This window comes from Providencia alcalifaciens DSM 30120 (assembly GCF_000173415.1).
Lineage (GTDB): Bacteria > Pseudomonadota > Gammaproteobacteria > Enterobacterales > Enterobacteriaceae > Providencia > Providencia alcalifaciens.
The window spans coordinates 189,145-207,300 of sequence record NZ_ABXW01000014.1; the positions used below are offsets into that span (position 1 = coordinate 189,145).

The window sequence follows — 18,156 nt, forward strand, 5'->3', positions numbered from 1 at the left end:
CGTATGGAACTGAAATCGACACAGATTGGACAGCGCCTGGCTCAGCATCCCTATAATCGGGTTCGCTTACTTAATGCAGGCATTGAAGTTAGTGGTGAAAACCATCAATATCTTATTCCATTCAATGAATTAATTGATATTCGCTGCAAACGAGGGATCGTTTGGGGAGAGTTAGAGTTTGAGATTTTAGAGGAGCAAGTTGTTCGCTTACATGGCACGGAGTGGAAACAAACTCAGCGTTTCTACCATTTTTTAAATGAAAAATGGCAGCAATGGAGCGTAGAAATGAGTGAGGTTAGCGCTCAAGTCTTGACGTCATTAGCTCAGTCAATTTTACAACAAACTCAACAAGATGCTTGGTTAAGCTTACGTAGCCTTCACGCCATTAAGGAAAAAATCACTCAGCAATTTTCATCGCTTCCTTTACCATTAGCGCGAATCCCCTTATTTGAAAATTGTGCGACACAATATCAATTGTGCTGCCAATGGCTACATGATAGTGAGCAGTGCCGAAATCTAAATAATCAAAATTGGTGCCAGTCAGTTTTAAGTCGTTATCACGATTTTTTCCAAAATATAGAATCTTCTCCATTAAATTATTCTCAATCTTTATCTGTCATTAATGGTGAGGATAATGTTTTAGTGTTAGCTGGAGCGGGAAGCGGAAAAACATCTGTATTAGTCGCAAGGGCGGGATGGCTGTTATTAAGAGAGCTCGCGAAGCCTGAGCAGATATTGCTATTGGCGTTTGGACGTAAAGCCGCTGCAGAAATGAATGAGCGTATTCAATCTCGGTTACAGCAGCAAGAGATTGAGGCGAAGACATTCCATGCTCTTGCATTGCAGATTATCCGAGAGGGTAGCAATAAGTCACCAGTGATTAGTGAATTAGAATCCAACGCTGAAAAACGTCAGTCACTTTTATTAACGGAGTGGCGTGAACAATGCTCGAGTAAAAAGGCGCAGGCAAAAGGGTGGCGAGAGTGGCTTTCTGACGAGCTCCTTTGGGATATTCCAGATGGTGAATATTGGAATGATGAAAAAATTAGTCGTAAAGTCGTGATTCGATTAGAGCGATGGTTAAGTTTAATTCGCTCGCATGGCGGCAGCCAAAAAGAGATGGTTGAAAATACACCAGAAGAAATTCGAGATCGATTCCAAAAGCGCATTCGATTGATGGCACCACTATTAAAAGTATGGAAAAACGCATTAAAAGATGAGGGCGCGATTGATTTCTCAGGGTTGATTCATCAAGCTGTCAATATCATTGAAAAAGGGCGCTTTATAAGTCCTTGGAAGCATATTTTGGTGGATGAATTTCAAGACATTTCGCCACTGCGTGCTAGGTTATTGCAGGCATTACGTCAGCAGAATAAACAGACATGTTTATTTGCGGTTGGGGATGATTGGCAGGCTATTTATCGCTTTAGTGGTGCTGAATTGGGTCTAACAACTGCATTTAAAACGCATTTTGGTGACGGAGATTTATGCGCATTAGATACAACATATCGATTTAATGAGCGTATAGGCGATATAGCTAATCGTTTTGTTTTACAGAATCCTAGTCAGCTAGATAAACCTCTGAATAGCTTAATTAAAGGTAATAAAAAATCAGTTGTTCTATTGTATGAAGATGCATTGGAACGCTTGCTGGATAAAATGAGCGGCTATGTTTTAGAGGATGAAAACATCCTAATTTTAGCGCGTTATCATTATTTAAAGCCTGAGATTTTGAATAAAGCCGCCACTCGTTGGCCGAAGCTTAATATTCAATTTATGACGATGCATGCGTCAAAAGGTCAGCAAGCAGACCATGTTATTATTTGTGGTCTAAATGGGGGAAAAGAAGGGTTTCCCGCGCCGGCAAGAGAGTCAATCATTGAGGATGCGCTACTTCCTCAGCCTGAACAATTCGAGCATGCTGAAGAGCGTCGATTATTTTATGTTGCACTCACGCGTGCGAAACAGCAGGTATGGCTGCTCTATAATCCAGATAACCCTTCAGAATTTGTTGGGGAGTTGCGGCAGATGGGCGTTCCTCGCCAGAAAAAACCATAAGCGTGATGCTAAAAAACCTGCGTTATGAGATGAATAGCGCAGGTTTTTTTTATGTTCTTTGCAGATTAACTGGTGCGTTTATTTAAATAACTTTGATAGTCAGGGATCACAATATCAATTTCCTCGTCAAAGTAAGGAGACGTGATCAGAAAATCAGCGGTCGCTGGATTCGTTGCAACTGGAATATTCCACACAGTAGCGAGACGCAAAAGCGCTTTTACATCAGGATCATGAGGTACCGCATTGAGTGGGTCCCAAAAGAAAATGAGTAGGTCGATTTTCTGCTCTGCAATCATTGAACCAATCTGTTGGTCCCCGCCCATTGGACCACTCAACATGCCAGTAACAGGTAAGCCCGTTTCTTTACTCACTAAACTTCCGGTAGTGCCAGTCGCAAATAATTTATGTGAACTTAATTTTACTTTATTTTTGCTTACCCAACCGAGCAGCGATGATTTGCAGTGGTCATGGGCAACTAAAGCAATGTTCTTTGAAGCTGAGATTTTACGAGTGGTGGATTCCATGAGTTTCCCTTAAACAAGATAAGTGTCACGCATCTTAAAAATTGAGTGAACAAACAGGTACAACATATATCATAATGTATATGAATAGTTTACTGGTTTAGGAGATATTTTGATGAGAGATCAAGAAATTGCTGAAATTTTAAAGGGTGTAAAGACAATCGCTCTTGTTGGTGCAAGTGATCGTACAGACCGTCCAAGTTATGAGGTCATGGAGTATCTTCTTCACCAAGGGTATCAGGTTATTCCTGTTAGCCCTAAGTTAGCTGGGCAAATATTATTGGGACAACAAGTTTATGCTCAGCTGAAAGATATCCCCCTGTCTGTTGATATGGTTGATGTTTTTAGAAACTCAGAAGCTGCTGTCGGTGTTGCTCATGAAGCAGTAGCCATTAAAGCCAAAGTTTTATGGCTACAAAAAGGGGTGATTAGCGAAGAAGCGAAAAAAATCGCGACGGATGCTGGGCTGCAATTTGTCATGGATAGATGCCCAAAACAAGATATTCCTGCGCTAGGTTTAGAAAAATAAGTGTTGGCGTTGTAGAAAAAGGGACGTAAAAAAATAAAGCAGCTGGTGGGCTGCTTTACTGGATTGCGTTCATGATCAGTTACGTAGACGCGGAGCTTGCAATTGGGATCTTATAGATTCTGCTAACTCATCCATAGATGGTTGTTCCGGATGGTCATCAGTCATCTCATAAGTAATTTGTGCTTCTGCTAGATAAGTATGAACCGCTTCCCCATTGTCATCTTCCATGACAACATGATACCAAGGCAGATCGCGTAATGTACTGTTGGATGCAATGTCATCATCATGTGGTTGTTCGAGTGAGTATTCAGGATCAACATCAACAACTACCCCGAGGTAGCCGAGAAGTTTATGTCTGACTTGTTGCCCGATGCCATATTTACTGGTGATCATCATAGCGACCTCCTTAAAAGCCTTGCTTGTACTGTAAACTACATGTGGGCAGTGCTGTGCGTTTTCAAGCCAATGTTTGGACAATTACTTATAACGCAATACACTGTCTTTGAAGTCATAACGAAAAGCAGTGCCTCAATAATCAGATTATCTGCTGAATGAATAAAAAACAACTGTGCCAGAGGGTTTTAATTAATTAAGTCATGACATCGGAGGCTTATATGGCAGCAACAGGTCGTTATTTCTATATTTATGGACGAGTTCAAGGTGTTGGGTTTCGTTACCAAACGTATCATTGGGCGAATCAGAATGGGATAAAAGGATTCGTTTATAATCGGGATGATGGTAGCGTGAAACTGGCTATTTATGGTTCCGAGCAGGACATTCAATTTGTAGACGAATGGTTAAAAGCCGGCGGTCCGCCAGGTGCGAAAATTGATCATTATTTTAGTGAAAACTGGCATACAGATCCAATAGCGGATTTTTCGGTCCGCTATTAGTGATTAAATACATTTTACTGGTTTAGGAAGACCTGCAAGTTTTGTTGCTTGCTTGGCAGGTCCTTTTGGAAACAGTCGATATAAGTAGCGGCTGTTACCTTTTTCTTCGCCAAACTGCTGAGAAACGGCTTTAACCAGCATTCGGATCGCGGGTGAGGTATTAAATTCTAAATAGAATGCGCGAACGAAACGGATAATTTCGAGATGCTCATCAGTGATTTCAATCTCTTCTTGCTCAGCTAGCAAAGGAATAAGATCTTCACTCCATTGTTGGCTATCAAGTAGGTAGCCTTGTGCATCTGTTTCAATTTCTTGATTATTAAAAACCAACATACTTAATTTCTATCCAAACAAAAGTAGACCGCAAATTTAGCAAAAAAACAGCAATAACCCAAGTAAACCCTGCGAGGTTAGGAAAAAATGTTGATAATTTCATCCATTGAACTCATGTGCGCTTATTTTTAAAGCGAACGAACAAATTAGGGGTTTACATTGAAAGCGCAGATGATTATAGTGCTCGTCATTGCGGAGGGGTGGCCGAGCGGCTGAAGGCAGCGGTCTTGAAAACCGCCGATGGGAAACCATCCGAGAGTTCGAATCTCTCCTCCTCCGCCATCTTCACTTCTAGTAACGTCCTCCAAAATATTCCAATCCCAAGTAAATTCAAATTCGTCAATAAAATCCTATTATCTCAACGTCTACTGATATTTTTCTACACGTCTAAAACCTATTGCACCGTTTTTGTATATAAATTAAGTATTGGTGAGTACCTCATTAGGAGAATTATTGTTTAAATATGTGATTTCTCTAAGAATAAGAGTCATTCCGATAAAGTATACTTAAAAAAAAATTGGAGAAATACATGAAAAAAATATTAATAGCTGGGGTAATCTTGGGGTTTTCAACAGCGTCATGGGCAGTGCCTAATATATGGTCAAGTAGCTTTGCCCAAGGCTATTCCGAATACAGCCTCACCAACGAATCTAATGATGCCGTCATCATTGCATGCAATGTTGGCGCGGGAGAGGGATTTGATAACGGAGTGTCAGTTTATCATGATGGTCAACAGTTAACTGGGGATATATCATTTCTAATTGATGATGAAGCATACTACATACCTGAAAACACAACGACGAGGAATGGTGCCAATGCATGGGTGAGTTTTACTGATGCGATAAAAAAAACATCAACATTTGAAGTATACGTAAATAACAAACCAGTAGGCAAATTCACATCTTCACCTAAAAACCACAAGAAAACGTTTAGTGATTTTGAATGCGATCCAATGTGGTGATTAACCGTTATTATTTATAATCTATTTCAGGTTTAATGTGGGCGAGTTAATCAGTTAAGATCGCCCATGAGTACATTCATAATGTGCTAAATTTTTTTTGTTTAATCCAGCTTATCTGGAAGATCCTCGCCATGTTTCTATGCCGAATGTGTCTCGTTATAACCGCTTTATTCTGATGACTAGCCTGGTTAAATAGAGCTTGAGTTTCAAGTAGGTAGATGAAAGATAAACTTGAATGTATCCAGAGTTATACGCTTATTGGCTAAGTGAATGCGTATTGTATCAGTGCGTCAAAATACATTTTTAGGGGGATGTAATGCCAGATCTGATTGTGTTACGTGAGCTGTTAATCTCAAGTGTTAATTATTTACAGCTTTTTCTTGAGGCAATATCAGCAACGTGCGTTGCTATAGGGCTGGTGAAAACACTGTATATTCTAATTACAGTTAAGAATGGCAGAGTTGCTCGTTTTTATTTCGGTAACTGGCTGGCAATGGCTTTAGAATTTCAACTTGCAGCGGATATTTTACTCACGACCGTTGATCCTGATTTAGATAGTCTCATTAAGCTGGCAATTATCGCTGTGATTAGAACGTTCTTAAATTACTTTCTTGCCAAAGAGCTAGAGCACAACCCTTTAGTTGAAGAATCGAAGGGAAAAACAAGTAAGCATCAATAGCCTGATATGATGGATGTTAATGTGGCGAGTTTATTTGTTATGCAGTAGCGAAAATATAAATTTAAGTGATTGTACAAGGCTCAAAGAGTGAACTTTCACCTTGTACGATGGCTTACTTTAAATAGTCAATACTGAATGCCAGCCCTTTCATGATTTTGGTATTAATCATGCTTAATTATTCTTATGAGTAAAGTCGTCACTCACAATTTTTTGAGTATGGATTATCAATACCCTATTTAGCAATCATCACTTTAATTTAACCTGTTAATAAATAAATAGTTTTTAATTGAAGAAAATCCTATAAATATACAATTTTTTCCAAATCATTACCTTAATGCACTACTTTTTGACAGTTGAATAGGTTAAAACTAGATTCTAATTTAAGGAGAATATGATGAAAAAACGGTTATTTTCAAAACTATTTATCGTGATAGCATTGCTTACTAGCGCCTCAGTACTCGCTCAAACACTCGATATGAGTGGCGGATATCAGAGCACGAAAATCGAGTATTTACTGAAAAAAAATAAAATACAAGATAATGGTGATATTGAATCAATGAGAGAAGATACCGAAAATAATAGTATTTCGTTAATTGAAAAAAACTTAGATCGTCGGTTTAATAATCGCCAATTTAGAATTAATCATAAATAGCTAAAAATATGAATACTATATTCTTTATGATTATCAAACAGTATTTTTGATTCCAATTTCATAGTATTGATATTTTACAGCACTGCGGTTGTTCTTGATAAAATGACCCTCTAGCACTGTTTTTGTTTTATCACTGAATCAAGCATCGTGTCATATTGCACGGCTTAAGCCATATTATGGAAATTGAGCACTTATCTAATGCCGAGTGTTAATGCTATCCCATGAGCATTATCGCTTGATAAATAGCCGATTCCAGCTTGTACTTTTACTTTGCTGCCATAAATATTCATGGGAGTTTCTAATGCTAGCGAAGTATTATTAATAAAGCCGAATGATAGCTCTCTATAGTTATTTCCATAGAACCCACCGATGTCATTCGATAAGACTAGACTGAAATTCCTGCCATTTAAGTGGATTAGGTCAGTCATGACGTATTCACCACCAATAGACCATGTACCTGTACTGCTATTGACGTTAAGTTGTTTTTCATTTTTAAAACCGTTCGCAAACATATATGCCAAATGTCCGTATATATTTATTTCATCATTATTGTCCAGTTTATTGGTGTTTTTTAGTCCAACTTTAGGTGTTACGTGAAATGAGTTGAGATCCCAATCTAATAGACCTTCATCACGTAATATTTCTCTCATTTGCTGACTACCATGAAATGAGGATTTATTACTCATATTTGCATAACCGAATTCAAGCTCGTTTTCTACGCTAAATCTTTCATTTATTTGGTAGGTAACTTTGGGTGCTGCCGAGATACTAAAAATATCCCACCGAGCACGTAGGCTACCGACAGAATCCACATTGACGAGAGAAGATTTAACTTTGAGGTAATTACCTTTTAATTGCATAGAAAAGGAATAATCATCTTTTACATAAAGGTTTTTGAATTCATAGGGTAAAGAATATTTTTCATAGTTAAATCCGTCAGAATTCAGTTGGGAAGCACTAATGTCATCGGTTAACGAAAGCGCGAGCAGTTTTGCGTAACCTGAATTTAAGTTTTCATCACTATAAGCACTACTTGTAAAAATGATACAAAGCAAAAGTAATTGTCTAGAAGATAATAAATTCATTAGTCATGCCCCTTAAGTGAACAGTAAAATAACAAGTTTTTTATTTTTCATTTGATTTTCAAGTTGTTATTGTAACTCTTCATTGAAAAAACAAAATAATAACGGCGAATAAATTGAGATAGTCAAGAAACGCGCTAGTGCTATATTACATTAACTTGCAGTAAAACAAATTAAACTCAACATAGCTATGATAATTATTTATTATCAATGTTATAGATTGCCGGCATGATTTCCTGTTCCTCGAGATTAATTTGCAGGGTGTTTTTCTGTTTACGGTTATGTTGATATATAAATCAACTGGTTAGCTTCATTATTGACTTTTAAGCAAAAGATTATTGAGCGAATGACTATTTTTAAAATAGTCCTAATGTCCTATTCTTTTTAACATCAAGTTATCAAGAACATGATTAGTTCTGATAGTTAATATGAATAAACTTAAGAGAGATAACACAATGACTGTTCCTATGATGGGTGTTGGTACGTTTCGTTTAAAAGATGATGTTGTGATTGCGTCAGTAAAAAATGCATTAGATGTTGGGTATCGTGCGGTTGATACGGCTCAAATCTATGAAAACGAAGCTGCTGTTGGGCAGGCAATTGCTGAAAGTGGTATTGCACGCGATAAACTCTATATTACAACCAAAATTTGGATTGAGAATTTAAGCAAAGATAATCTGATTCCAAGCCTGAAAAAAAGCCTGAGCGACTTACAGACAGATTATGTCGATTTAACATTGGTCCACTGGCCATCTCCAAATGATGCGGTTTCTGTTGAAGAGTTTATGCTTGCGTTATTAGAAGCGAAAAAACAAGGTTTAACTCGTGAAATTGGTGTATCAAACTTTACCATTCCATTGATGGAAGAAGCGGTCGCAGTTGTTGGTGCGGAAAATATTGCCACCAACCAAATCGAATTATCACCTTATCTGCAAAACCGCAAAGTGGTTGAGCGAGCAAAAGAATTAGGTATCCATATTACATCTTATATGACACTGGCTTACGGCAAGGCATTAAAAGATGACGTTATCCAGTCTATTGCTCAAAAACATAACGCAACTCCCGCTCAGGTCATTCTGTCATGGGCGATGGGTGAAGGTTACTCTGTGATCCCATCATCAACCAAGCGTGAAAATTTAATCAGTAACCTAAAAGCCATAGAATTACAGCTTGACCAAGAAGATCGTGATGCAATTGCAAAACTGGATTGCAATGATCGTCTCGTGAGCCCTGAAGGCTTAGCGCCTAAGTGGGATTAACGATTATTCCCGTTGGAAAGCCATAATCATGGCTTTCCAATCTGGTCTAAATAGGTCGTCAGGCAGTCAATAAAAGCGCGAGTTCGTTGGCTGACAACCTTATCGCTGTAATAGACAGCATGAAATGGCAATGGAATAGGCAGAATCTCATCAGGCAATAATTCAATCAATTCTCCACGTTTAATCCCTTCGTTCACCATAAAGTCAGACAAACAGGCAATTCCTTCGCCATTAACACACAATTGCAATAATGTTTCGCCACTGTTTGATGATATTCCATCAGCAACATCAATTAATAGCCCATTTTCGGTGTTAACTGGCCAAGTATTGAGTGACGTTGGCTCTGTAAATGTTAGGCAAGTATGGTGGCGTAAATCGGCTACAGACGTGATTTTTTCGGCTGTTTCAATATATCGGGGTGAGGCCACTATTTTACGGTAACTATTAAATAAGGGGCGGGCACGCAAACTTGAGTCTGCTAACTGTCCAGCCCTGATTGCAATATCCACTTTACGTTCAATCAAATTAACAAATGTCTCAGAAGAGACGAGTGATAATTCAATGTTGGGATATTGCTGCCGAAAAATAGCAACAAACGGAATAAGGAGATGCAAAGTGACTGGCGTTGCTGCATCAATACGCAATAATCCTTTTGGCGAGCTTTGTGTATCAAGGAGTTCATCCTCAATGGTTTGCATTTCCTGCAACACATTTTTCATTCGTTGAAAATACAGTTCACCTTCCGCAGTAAGATCAATTTGTCGAGTTGTTCGTTTGAGTAAATTGACGCCCAATTTCTCTTCCAGCTTTTTGACCGTTCGGCTGACCGCAGAGTTGGCGATATTTAGCTTATCCGCGGCTTTTGTGAAACTTTTTTGTTCAACGACTTCAATAAATACATGTGCTTCGTCAGATGTAGCCTTCATTCAAAGTTCCTTTCAGATCTGAGGTGCTTAACGCGTGCCAGCTCATATGATCAATAAAAAATGCGTATTTCGAGAGGGATGATAATACAGTGAGGGTGTGCTTGTCGAAAAAACCAACGTATACGTTTGATGGTGTACGTTGGATGCGTTGTTTTATCGAATCTAACAACAAGTAAAACAATAGAAAGTAAAACGACAAGGTATTAAAAGGTCACTACCGTTTTAATGTGAGCGTTTTCACTGTGTAATAGCGCTTGAGGAAGTTGCTCTGATGAAAACGTATCGGGAATAGGACATATTAAGTCGCCCGTCATTATTTGTTTGATTAATGCTTCTCCTGCCAGCATTAATTGTGTTATTGCAAGTGGTTCGCCAAACTGATGAATGGCTGCCAGGGCAACTTCGTGATAAGAAATGGCGGTTGTAAATGCAGGATCAACAGGCGATTCAATTCGACCTAATATAGACACAATATGTCCATTCGCTTTGAGGTGCGGAACTAATAAAGAAGCATATTCGGGACCCGTGGCATCAAAGATAGCAAAATAGGTTTTATCAACCTTCGAATGTTGCTTAAATATTTGGTTAATTCCGAGTTTTGCCGCGGTGTCTTGTGTGGCACTCGCAGAGATAACATCGACAAGGAAACCTCGTTGTCGCAGGATCTGCACCAGAAATTGATTAACCGCACCAAGCCCTGAAACTAATACGCTTTCTCCGCTATTCACGGGAACTTTTTCAGCGGATTGCCAGGCCGTGAGTAATGGGCATGGCACCGCTGCCGCTAATGAAAATGACATTTCTTCCGGTATCATCATCACACTATTGGAATTGAGGATGGTATATTGGGCAAAACTACCGGGTTTTAACAAAGGGGCATGGTAGCAAACTCGGCAGCTAATCAGCTCAGGCGCTACATTATGTCCAACAGACACAATAATACCGGCTCCATCAACGCCTGGGATATGCCCCGAAGCCCAGTTGAGAGGGTTACTCTGGATAAATTTGTAGTCAACGGGGTTTATGCCTGCTGCAGCATTTTGTATTAAGATCTCATTATCCGCTAATTCTCTTGTTATCGAGGTACGTTGGATAACGGAATGCTGAGAGGCATCATATTGCCAGCTATCGTATTCTATGCTTTTTATCATAATATTCTGATTTATATTGGAAATAATAAAAAGCCCCTGTTTGATGAACAGAGGCTATTGTGAGTCACTTATTTGGCTGTCGGGTAATCGATATAACCCGCAGCACCACCACCAAAGAACAATTCTCTTATTGGTTCATTCAGCGGAAGGTTATGTTCTAATCGATAAGGTAAATCTGGATTGGCAATAAATGGACGCCCAAACCCTATCAAATCAGCTGAACCTGATGCTAATGCTTGCTCTGCACGCTCTACAGTATATTGCCCTGAGTAAATCATTGTGCCGTGGAAAACAATACGCAATGCTTCTTTAAAGGCCATTGGCATCACTGGCGCATCTTCCCAATCGGCTTCGGCGATATGAATGTAGGCAACACCTATCTCATTTAAGACGGCGGCAGCGGCAAGATAAGTTGCTTCTGGTGTCGCATCTTCAGAGCCCATCAGCGTGGTCAATGGTGCTAAACGAACGCCCACTTTTTCACTACCAATAGCATCGGAGACGCCTTGTGCCACTTCACGCAGAAAACGCAATCTGTTTTGCAATGAACCACCGTATTCGTCATCGCGTTGATTTTCTCGTGAATCAATAAACTGATTGATTAAATAACCATTCGCAGCGTGTAATTCGATACCATCAAAACCGGCTTCGATTGCATTACGAGCAGCTTGAACATAGTCTTGAACAATGCCTGCAATTTCTGCTGTTTCAAGGGCGCGAGGCATGGAGTGTTGAACCATCTCTCCAACGCCATCTTCAGGTCCACGACCTTCAGTATCCACAAAGACTTTAACCCCTTTAGCTTGAATAGCGGATGAGGAAACAGGGGCGGCATTATCAGGTTGTAAAATGGTGTGGGAAACGCGCCCAACGTGCCAAAGCTGTGCGAAGATTTTACCGTCCGCTTGATGAACGGCATCGGTGACTTTTTTCCAACCAGCAATCTGTGCTTGCGTGTAGATACCTGGCGTCCAAGCATAGCCTTGCCCTTGGCGACTAATTTGAGTACCTTCGCTAATGATTAGCCCAGCACTGGCACGCTGAGCATAATATTCAGCCATCATTTCAGTGGCGATATCGTCTTTACCGGCTCGTGAACGAGTCATTGGTGGCATAACAATGCGGTTTTTTAATGGTAAGCCACGTAAGTTATAATGCTCAAATAACATGATTCTGCTCCCGTATTTATCTCTTGTTAATCTGTCTTAAAACGTGATTAATTCATCACTACATGACAAAAATATAATCAATTGCAGATGTAAGATAAACATCACTCACTACAATACACTTTTGCGAAAAGTCGAATAATCACGATTCATCACTGCATTTTGAGGCGAAGGGCATCTGGGGTGGGATTCGCGTTCTAGCGTGCGCCCAAGTCTTTGTAGATACCCAGTATGTTCAAGTTGGAATATTAGAAAATTAGCCCCTCATTACGGAAGGGCTAATTGTGATAGGCGAATTAGTTCGTTTGTGTTTTTTGCTGATGTGCATTTATCAAAACGATAATTAATGCTAAGGCTGCAATAATTGCCCCCATGACCGGAACATAGGCATAAGATAATCCGCCCGAAATCACAGCGCCTCCCGCAACGGCACCAATGGCATTTCCAAGGTTGAATGCACCAATATTCACGGAAGAGGCTAACCCTGGAGCTTCACTTGCCACACGCATCACTCGCATTTGTAATGGCGGGACAACACCAAAGGTAGCGGCTCCCCATATGACCATAGCGAACGCAGCACCTATTGAGTTTTGTGCTATAAATGGCATTAGTAACATGATGGCGGCAAGTAATAGTAAAAATCCTTTTAACGTCCCATCGACAGAACGATCTGAGAATTTCCCACCTAAATAGTTCCCAATTGAGAAACCGACACCAATCAGAACTAACATGACCGTCATCACGCCTGTACTCGCATCTGCAAGATACTCAAGTACTGGGGCTATGTAGGTGTACAATGTGAACATGGCACCAGCGCCTAATGCGGTTGTTAAGAGTGCAAGTAACACTTGTGGACGCATCAACACAGATAGCTCTTGTTTAACATTAGGACGCACGCCAGCATTGCCTTTAGGAAGTGATATCCATAGGAAAATCATCGTGATGACCCCTAAACCGGCGGTGATTAAAAATGACGAACGCCAACCTATCGTATTCCCTATCCATGTCGCAGCGGGAACTCCCCCAATATTCGCGATAGTTAATCCCATAAACATCGTGGCAATTGCACTTGATTGTTTTTCTACAGGAACAACGCTTGCAGCAACGACGGCCCCTAACCCGAAAAATGCACCATGATTTAAACTGGTTAAAATTCGTGACAGCAATAAAAATTCATAATTGGGTGCAAGCGCAGATAAGACGTTTCCAAGCGTAAATATAGACATTAAAATAATTAGCGCTTTTCTTCTTGCCTGATGAGATAACAGTAATGTCATGACTGGGGCGCCCACCATCACACCAACGGCATAAGCGGTAATGAGCATCCCTGCTACAGGGATAGAAACTCCAGTGCTATTTGCGATAACAGGCAGTAGTCCCATTGGGGAAAACTCTGTCGTGCCGATACCGAATGCACCGAGCGCAAGGGCAAATAGAGGAAGATTAATTTTCATTATTGTCTCGATAATAAGTTAGAAATATATGACTAAATTTCGTTAAGTATGTCACAAAAAATTAAGGGGTTAATTATCCAAATCAGCAAATGATTTCTATTAAAATCGCAATAATCAATGGAAGGATTGTTAGCGGTGTTTAAATGTGACTCATTGAAAGAGGGAGATAAAATGGCGTATCGTCCCTCATTTTATGGTGACTATTGGTGAAATTCTGGCAAGACAGACAGACTAATGTCTTCTAATGTTTCTTCTATTGGGCGCTCATTACGGCGAAATTGTAAACCAATGTGGTTAACACCTGCGGCTTTCATGGCGGTTAACTCTTTGATCAATCCATTTCGACCTGTTTTTACACCAAAACGGTGGCGTTGGATTGGCGCGTTTATATCATCAATAAAATCAAGATGAATAAAGCTGACATACGGCTTACTCCCCGCAACATTGCGCCATAGTTTAACCCTTTCGGTGTGATCAATTGGGGTTCCTGGGTAGGCAAGCCAACCTTGCATATGTTGTCCAATCCATTCCGGCGATTGCTGAGCAAGTCCCGCGACAAATAATGGGATAGGCTGATGTTCCGGTAAAATTTGTACGCCAGTGGGTAACTGTGCGTCTTTTTTGCCAGTTAGAATATCAACATGTTGGCGGAATAATTTACCTCTATCAGGGTAGTTGACATCAAAAAGGGGATACTCAATCGGTCTATCTCCACTCGCGACACCCAGTAATAAGCGCTCATGACTTAATGTTTGTAGTGTTGCTGCTGATTTTCTAACTAGCCAAGGTTGGCGTAAAGGCAGAACAATCGCGGCGGTGCCAAGTAAGATGTTTTCAGTGATCCCTGCGAGGTAACCCAGATAGGAAAATGGCTCAAATACCTGAGCAGCATCACCAAAGTTAGGGTCATAGAAAGGGACATCTCGTACCCAAGCTGCACGATAACCTAACTTATCCGCCAACTTGATCCTAGATGCATGTTCTTTCATATCCGGTACGCCAAAAGGTCGATTTTCTTGTTGACGTTTTATTTGTCCTGTTGAAGACCAATCATTATCAAGGGGTAATTCGATACCAATAGAAAATGATTCATTTATAAATTGATGAGTATTCATAATTAACCTTAAATAAGAAATAGAGTTTAGATGTGATTATTTTCTGGATATGACATCTGAAGTAAATATGAATAATGACAATAATATTTTGCGATAAAAGCAAAGGTAGCGGCGTGGTACATGTTTGGGAGTTTTTTATTATAATTGATATGTCATTGTCTATTGTTTCTTTATAAAGAAAAGACTATTGCAAATAAAAGAACAATCATACATTAGTAACATACTATATTAAAAATAACAGCTGTTTTATTTTTAATGAGGTTAGTGATGACAGAAAAATATTATTTCTTGGGTAAGTCATTTGAAATTGAAATGGATAACGGATTGCAAGTGAAAAACACCTATACGACTGACGGTAAAACCGTGACTATTGAGTTTTTAAATGGTGATTTAAAAGGTTCTATAATGCATGTCCCATATACTGCCAAAGCAGTAGATGGAGATAATTTTTTGATTTCTTGGCAAGAAAGCGACAATTCAACTGTTGTGCATTGTGATAATTTTTTACTCGGTAAGTCATACGCTTATTATACGATGATGAATGGTCAGTTCTTTGTAATGGAAGGTGTTATTACAGAGTTGAAATAAGTTTTTATTTAATAAAAAGCCCTTTACAGGGCTTTTATTGTAATCGTATTTTTATTTAATTAATACTGCGCTGACTGTTGCATAATTTCCCATTCTTGCGCTTGTGATTTTATAACCCGAAGCACCTGCTTCTTGCGCTTTTTGCGCAATAATAGCTTCAGCAGAGGAAAGTGTATCACTCGTTGCGGTGACTGATTGAGCAAAAGCGCCGAATGAAAAAATAGACAAAGTCATAGCGGCTGCTAACATTTTTAATGTTTTCATTGAATAATATCCTTTAATTTAATTGACCTAATGATTTAGGCGATGAGTACAGTGTATTCTTTTTGTTGTTATTTAATAGCGTTAACTTCGCAATACTCTTTTCTTAAAAAGAGAATAATCGTTATTATTATTAAATATAGACAGATTAAATAAATTAAAAATTTGATTTTAATGCTTCTAAACCATCTTGATAAATACCCGTAAATAATTTTACTGCTTCTTCATCACTGACATTCACGGGTGTAAAACGTCCAGTCCATTCAACATGAGATACATGTTTATTTTCAGTTTCATGCACACTGATATTCGATAAATAATTAATGACAGGGAAGGGCGCTTGAATAATCGAATAACTATAATTTTTACCTGTGTGGTCAAACGCTTCTAACCGCTCAATGACAGTACCACCGTCTGAAGTGGTTAAGCTTCTCACGCGAGCGCCTTCACTCATCACACTTTTAGGTATAAACGGAAGCCAATCAGGAAGCGAATCAAAGCCTCCCATTAATTGCCAAACTTGTTCAGGCGAAGCAGGAATTTCGATAGAAACCGTTGTATTAGCCATAATAATTTCCTTTGATTTTAAAATTCGTTACATTGCAAGTGTATCTACAACACCACCATCGACACGCAATGCGGCGCCGGTTGTTGCAGATGAAAGGGGGGATGCTAAATACACAGCAAGATTAGCCACTTCATCAACATCTGCGGCTCTTTGGATTATGGAGCTTGGACGTGCGCTTCTGACAAACTCATCCGCTTGTTCTCGAGCCGATAATCCAGATTTCGCCATAGCATCCGTTAGCATCTCTTTTAATCCATCGGTAAAGGTTGGTCCTGGTAGGATTGCATTCACCGTCACACCTGTTCCAGCAAGGCGCTTAGCGAGACCATGCGATACTGCGAGGTTAGCGCTTTTCGTCACACCGTAATTGATCATGTCACTCGGTATTGCAACACCCGATTCAGAGGAAACAAAAATGATACGCCCCCAACCTTGTGAAGCCATGTGTTGTGCGTAGTGACGTGACAAGCGCACACCAGAAAGTACATTAATATTGTAAAAATCTAACCATTCAGTATCTGGAACAGTAAAAAAGTCATTGCTGTTAAAAATACCCAAATTATTAATTAAGATATCGGCAGTCGGCTCTTGGTTAAATAACACCTTAGCGCCTTCTTCTGTCCCTAAGTCAGCGATCACCGAACGTAATTTTGCTTCAGGTACGCCATCTTTAATAGAGTTCATGGCATTAGTGACACTGCTCTGGCTACGCCCGATGATCACGACCGTTGCACCTGTTTTTGCTAAGCCACGCGCAATACCAAGACCAATACCCGATGTTGAGCCGCTAACAATAGCGACGCGATTATTCAAATCTAATTTCATATCAATCCTTAAAGATGAGTAGGTTATGCGTACTTACTCATTGTTGCGCAATTAACGAATGGGTAACGGTGCGTTCGCGGCAATCAAACCTTGGCGCTGCATTTCCAACCAGAATTCAGCTGGGATTTTAGTGGCTAATGCGGCTAAATCATCCGCCATACGACCTGGACGGCTTGAGCCTGGAATCACAGCAGCAACGGCTGGGTTAGCTAATGAAAATTGCAATGCGGCAGCTTTAACATCAACATTAAATTGCTGAGCAATTTGATAAATTTTCGCCACTTGCTGATGAATAGCAGGAGAGGCTTTTTGATATTCAAAATGCTCGCCGCCGACCAATACACCGGAGCTGTATGGACCACCAACAACGATATCAACGTTGTGTTCTAATGCTTCGGGCATCAGTCGTTGAAGTGCACGACTGTGATCTAATAAGCTATAACGACCCGCTAATAAGAATGCATCTGGTTTTGGCTCATCTAGACCCAGCGTTAACTCACAAGGCTCGACGCGGTTAACCCCTAAGCCCCAAGCTTTAATCACACCTTCTTCGCGCAAACGAGTCAACGCTCGGAAAGCGCCTGTACGTGCTGTATTAAAATGTTCTAACCAGCTATCTCCGTAGAAATCTTGTGAAGGGTCATGGATCCAGACGATGTCAATACGGTCTGTTTTTAAACGTTTCAGACTATCTTCTATAGAGCGCAACGTTGCATCTTCAGAGTAGTCATTCAGAATTTTGTTTTTCAAACCATGTTCGAAAATACCGTCTTTTTCCCCGAAATCACGTTTTGCTGGATCTTCCATCTCATCTAGCATGATGCGACCCACTTTGGTGCTCAACACATAATCATCTCGTGAATATTGAGATAGTGCTTCCCCCATGCGGATCTCAGATAAACCGGAACCATACAGTGGTGCAGTATCGAAATAACGAATACCTAAATTCCATGCTTCATGTACCGCTGCCAGTGCTTCATCATCAGGGATAGCTCTGAACATGTTACCGAGTGGTGCACCACCGAAACCAATTTGGCTAGGCAGTAGTTTTTTAATACTCATATTGTTATTCCTTAATAAATTAGATTGTTATCAGCAACATAATATTTCAGGACAGCGTGCCATCCTGTCGTGG

General features: G+C 40.0%; 21 protein-coding genes and 1 tRNA gene. 9 read left to right on the forward strand and 13 right to left on the reverse strand.

Going from position 1 to position 18,156, the window contains the following annotated elements:
* Window positions 1–3: 3 nt before the first annotated feature.
* Window positions 4–2,058 (forward strand): DNA helicase IV, encoded by a 2,055-nt coding sequence (gene helD / locus PROVALCAL_RS04080; protein ID WP_039861578.1) that lies wholly within the window; start codon window positions 4–6, stop codon window positions 2,056–2,058.
* A gap of 65 nt (window positions 2,059–2,123) precedes the next feature.
* On the opposite strand, the gene PROVALCAL_RS04085 is transcribed toward helD, so the two are convergent.
* Window positions 2,124–2,582, reverse strand: a complete 459-nt coding sequence (locus PROVALCAL_RS04085; protein ID WP_006657853.1) for a methylglyoxal synthase — start codon at window positions 2,580–2,582, stop codon at window positions 2,124–2,126.
* A gap of 112 nt (window positions 2,583–2,694) precedes the next feature.
* Here PROVALCAL_RS04085 and PROVALCAL_RS04090 point away from each other — a divergent pair, with 112 nt between their 5' ends.
* Window positions 2,695–3,108 (forward strand): CoA-binding protein, encoded by a 414-nt coding sequence (locus PROVALCAL_RS04090; protein WP_006657854.1) that lies wholly within the window; start codon window positions 2,695–2,697, stop codon window positions 3,106–3,108.
* A 75-nt stretch (window positions 3,109–3,183) separates the two neighbouring features.
* On the opposite strand, the gene hspQ is transcribed toward PROVALCAL_RS04090, so the two are convergent.
* Complete coding sequence (hspQ, locus tag PROVALCAL_RS04095; protein WP_006657855.1) at window positions 3,184–3,504, reverse strand: heat shock protein HspQ; 321 nt, start codon at window positions 3,502–3,504, stop codon at window positions 3,184–3,186.
* Between the two features lie 218 nt (window positions 3,505–3,722).
* Between hspQ and PROVALCAL_RS04100 the strand changes: the two genes are divergently transcribed.
* The gene (locus PROVALCAL_RS04100) at window positions 3,723–4,001 is read left to right on the forward strand and encodes an acylphosphatase (protein ID WP_036960421.1); all 279 of its coding nucleotides are present in this window, start codon (window positions 3,723–3,725) and stop codon (window positions 3,999–4,001) included.
* Between the two features lie 3 nt (window positions 4,002–4,004).
* Here PROVALCAL_RS04100 and PROVALCAL_RS04105 read toward each other — a convergent pair whose 3' ends face one another.
* Window positions 4,005–4,334: a TusE/DsrC/DsvC family sulfur relay protein gene (locus tag PROVALCAL_RS04105; RefSeq protein ID WP_006657858.1), complete on the reverse strand. Its 330-nt coding sequence runs from the start codon at window positions 4,332–4,334 to the stop codon at window positions 4,005–4,007.
* A gap of 194 nt (window positions 4,335–4,528) precedes the next feature.
* On the opposite strand from PROVALCAL_RS04105, the gene PROVALCAL_RS04110 reads away from it, so the two are divergent.
* From PROVALCAL_RS04110 to PROVALCAL_RS04125, 4 genes are all read left to right on the forward strand, one after another.
* Window positions 4,529–4,616, forward strand: a tRNA-Ser gene (locus PROVALCAL_RS04110).
* A 247-nt stretch (window positions 4,617–4,863) separates the two neighbouring features.
* A complete protein-coding gene (locus PROVALCAL_RS04115) occupies window positions 4,864–5,295 on the forward strand; it encodes a hypothetical protein (RefSeq protein WP_006657859.1) in 432 nt (143 codons plus the stop codon).
* Between the two features lie 316 nt (window positions 5,296–5,611).
* Window positions 5,612–5,974 (forward strand): DUF1622 domain-containing protein, encoded by a 363-nt coding sequence (locus tag PROVALCAL_RS04120; RefSeq protein WP_006657860.1) that lies wholly within the window; start codon window positions 5,612–5,614, stop codon window positions 5,972–5,974.
* Window positions 5,975–6,368: 394 nt separating this feature from the next.
* The gene (locus PROVALCAL_RS04125; RefSeq protein WP_006662104.1) at window positions 6,369–6,626 is read left to right on the forward strand and encodes a hypothetical protein; all 258 of its coding nucleotides are present in this window, start codon (window positions 6,369–6,371) and stop codon (window positions 6,624–6,626) included.
* 191 nt (window positions 6,627–6,817) lie between these two features.
* On the opposite strand, the gene PROVALCAL_RS04130 is transcribed toward PROVALCAL_RS04125, so the two are convergent.
* Window positions 6,818–7,711 (reverse strand): hypothetical protein, encoded by an 894-nt coding sequence (locus tag PROVALCAL_RS04130; RefSeq protein WP_006657862.1) that lies wholly within the window; start codon window positions 7,709–7,711, stop codon window positions 6,818–6,820.
* 452 nt (window positions 7,712–8,163) lie between these two features.
* On the opposite strand from PROVALCAL_RS04130, the gene dkgB reads away from it, so the two are divergent.
* Complete coding sequence (dkgB, locus tag PROVALCAL_RS04135) at window positions 8,164–8,967, forward strand: 2,5-didehydrogluconate reductase DkgB (protein ID WP_036965217.1); 804 nt, start codon at window positions 8,164–8,166, stop codon at window positions 8,965–8,967.
* Between the two features lie 26 nt (window positions 8,968–8,993).
* Here the strand turns inward: dkgB and PROVALCAL_RS04140 are convergent, their stop codons facing one another.
* From PROVALCAL_RS04140 to PROVALCAL_RS04160, 5 genes are all read right to left on the reverse strand, one after another.
* Window positions 8,994–9,893 (reverse strand): LysR substrate-binding domain-containing protein, encoded by a 900-nt coding sequence (locus PROVALCAL_RS04140; protein WP_006657864.1) that lies wholly within the window; start codon window positions 9,891–9,893, stop codon window positions 8,994–8,996.
* Between the two features lie 203 nt (window positions 9,894–10,096).
* A complete protein-coding gene (locus PROVALCAL_RS04145; RefSeq protein ID WP_006657865.1) occupies window positions 10,097–11,044 on the reverse strand; it encodes an alcohol dehydrogenase catalytic domain-containing protein in 948 nt (315 codons plus the stop codon).
* Between the two features lie 68 nt (window positions 11,045–11,112).
* A complete protein-coding gene (locus tag PROVALCAL_RS04150; RefSeq protein WP_006657866.1) occupies window positions 11,113–12,213 on the reverse strand; it encodes an alkene reductase in 1,101 nt (366 codons plus the stop codon).
* 293 nt (window positions 12,214–12,506) lie between these two features.
* Entirely contained in the window at window positions 12,507–13,664 is a 1,158-nt protein-coding gene (locus tag PROVALCAL_RS04155; RefSeq protein ID WP_006657867.1) for an MFS transporter, read from the reverse strand.
* Between the two features lie 200 nt (window positions 13,665–13,864).
* The gene (locus PROVALCAL_RS04160; RefSeq protein ID WP_006657868.1) at window positions 13,865–14,779 is read right to left on the reverse strand and encodes a TIGR03571 family LLM class oxidoreductase; all 915 of its coding nucleotides are present in this window, start codon (window positions 14,777–14,779) and stop codon (window positions 13,865–13,867) included.
* Window positions 14,780–15,046: 267 nt separating this feature from the next.
* On the opposite strand from PROVALCAL_RS04160, the gene PROVALCAL_RS04165 reads away from it, so the two are divergent.
* Entirely contained in the window at window positions 15,047–15,367 is a 321-nt protein-coding gene (locus PROVALCAL_RS04165; protein WP_036965210.1) for a MoaF-related domain-containing protein, read from the forward strand.
* A gap of 51 nt (window positions 15,368–15,418) precedes the next feature.
* Here the strand turns inward: PROVALCAL_RS04165 and PROVALCAL_RS04170 are convergent, their stop codons facing one another.
* The 4 genes from PROVALCAL_RS04170 to PROVALCAL_RS04185 form a co-directional block, all read right to left on the reverse strand.
* Window positions 15,419–15,631, reverse strand: coding sequence for a YdgH/BhsA/McbA family protein (locus tag PROVALCAL_RS04170; protein ID WP_006657870.1), 213 nt, complete (start codon window positions 15,629–15,631; stop codon window positions 15,419–15,421).
* A 154-nt stretch (window positions 15,632–15,785) separates the two neighbouring features.
* Complete coding sequence (locus PROVALCAL_RS04175) at window positions 15,786–16,196, reverse strand: SRPBCC family protein (RefSeq protein ID WP_006657871.1); 411 nt, start codon at window positions 16,194–16,196, stop codon at window positions 15,786–15,788.
* A 27-nt stretch (window positions 16,197–16,223) separates the two neighbouring features.
* Window positions 16,224–17,021 (reverse strand): SDR family NAD(P)-dependent oxidoreductase, encoded by a 798-nt coding sequence (locus PROVALCAL_RS04180; protein ID WP_006657872.1) that lies wholly within the window; start codon window positions 17,019–17,021, stop codon window positions 16,224–16,226.
* 51 nt (window positions 17,022–17,072) lie between these two features.
* Entirely contained in the window at window positions 17,073–18,083 is a 1,011-nt protein-coding gene (locus tag PROVALCAL_RS04185; protein WP_006657873.1) for an aldo/keto reductase, read from the reverse strand.
* Between the last annotated feature and the right edge of the window lie 73 nt (window positions 18,084–18,156).

Bases quoted from the DNA above. Each gene is read 5' to 3' on its own strand.
- PROVALCAL_RS04130 (WP_006657862.1), bottom strand. From the start codon at position 7,711: ATGAATTTATTATCTTCTAGACAATTACTTTTGCTTTGTATCATTTTT.
- PROVALCAL_RS04105 (WP_006657858.1), bottom strand. From the start codon at position 4,334: ATGTTGGTTTTTAATAATCAAGAAATTGAAACAGATGCACAAGGCTAC.
- PROVALCAL_RS04125 (WP_006662104.1), top strand. From the start codon at position 6,369: ATGAAAAAACGGTTATTTTCAAAACTATTTATCGTGATAGCATTGCTT.
- PROVALCAL_RS04160 (WP_006657868.1), bottom strand. From the start codon at position 14,779: ATGAATACTCATCAATTTATAAATGAATCATTTTCTATTGGTATCGAA.
- PROVALCAL_RS04090 (WP_006657854.1), top strand. From the start codon at position 2,695: ATGAGAGATCAAGAAATTGCTGAAATTTTAAAGGGTGTAAAGACAATC.
- PROVALCAL_RS04175 (WP_006657871.1), bottom strand. From the start codon at position 16,196: ATGGCTAATACAACGGTTTCTATCGAAATTCCTGCTTCGCCTGAACAA.
- helD (WP_039861578.1), top strand. From the start codon at position 4: ATGGAACTGAAATCGACACAGATTGGACAGCGCCTGGCTCAGCATCCC.
- PROVALCAL_RS04150 (WP_006657866.1), bottom strand. From the start codon at position 12,213: ATGTTATTTGAGCATTATAACTTACGTGGCTTACCATTAAAAAACCGC.
- PROVALCAL_RS04180 (WP_006657872.1), bottom strand. From the start codon at position 17,021: ATGAAATTAGATTTGAATAATCGCGTCGCTATTGTTAGCGGCTCAACA.
- PROVALCAL_RS04100 (WP_036960421.1), top strand. From the start codon at position 3,723: ATGGCAGCAACAGGTCGTTATTTCTATATTTATGGACGAGTTCAAGGT.
- PROVALCAL_RS04165 (WP_036965210.1), top strand. From the start codon at position 15,047: ATGACAGAAAAATATTATTTCTTGGGTAAGTCATTTGAAATTGAAATG.
- PROVALCAL_RS04185 (WP_006657873.1), bottom strand. From the start codon at position 18,083: ATGAGTATTAAAAAACTACTGCCTAGCCAAATTGGTTTCGGTGGTGCA.
- PROVALCAL_RS04170 (WP_006657870.1), bottom strand. From the start codon at position 15,631: ATGAAAACATTAAAAATGTTAGCAGCCGCTATGACTTTGTCTATTTTT.
- PROVALCAL_RS04140 (WP_006657864.1), bottom strand. From the start codon at position 9,893: ATGAAGGCTACATCTGACGAAGCACATGTATTTATTGAAGTCGTTGAA.
- PROVALCAL_RS04115 (WP_006657859.1), top strand. From the start codon at position 4,864: ATGAAAAAAATATTAATAGCTGGGGTAATCTTGGGGTTTTCAACAGCG.
- hspQ (WP_006657855.1), bottom strand. From the start codon at position 3,504: ATGATGATCACCAGTAAATATGGCATCGGGCAACAAGTCAGACATAAA.
- PROVALCAL_RS04145 (WP_006657865.1), bottom strand. From the start codon at position 11,044: ATGATAAAAAGCATAGAATACGATAGCTGGCAATATGATGCCTCTCAG.
- PROVALCAL_RS04155 (WP_006657867.1), bottom strand. From the start codon at position 13,664: ATGAAAATTAATCTTCCTCTATTTGCCCTTGCGCTCGGTGCATTCGGT.
- PROVALCAL_RS04085 (WP_006657853.1), bottom strand. From the start codon at position 2,582: ATGGAATCCACCACTCGTAAAATCTCAGCTTCAAAGAACATTGCTTTA.
- dkgB (WP_036965217.1), top strand. From the start codon at position 8,164: ATGACTGTTCCTATGATGGGTGTTGGTACGTTTCGTTTAAAAGATGAT.
- PROVALCAL_RS04120 (WP_006657860.1), top strand. From the start codon at position 5,612: ATGCCAGATCTGATTGTGTTACGTGAGCTGTTAATCTCAAGTGTTAAT.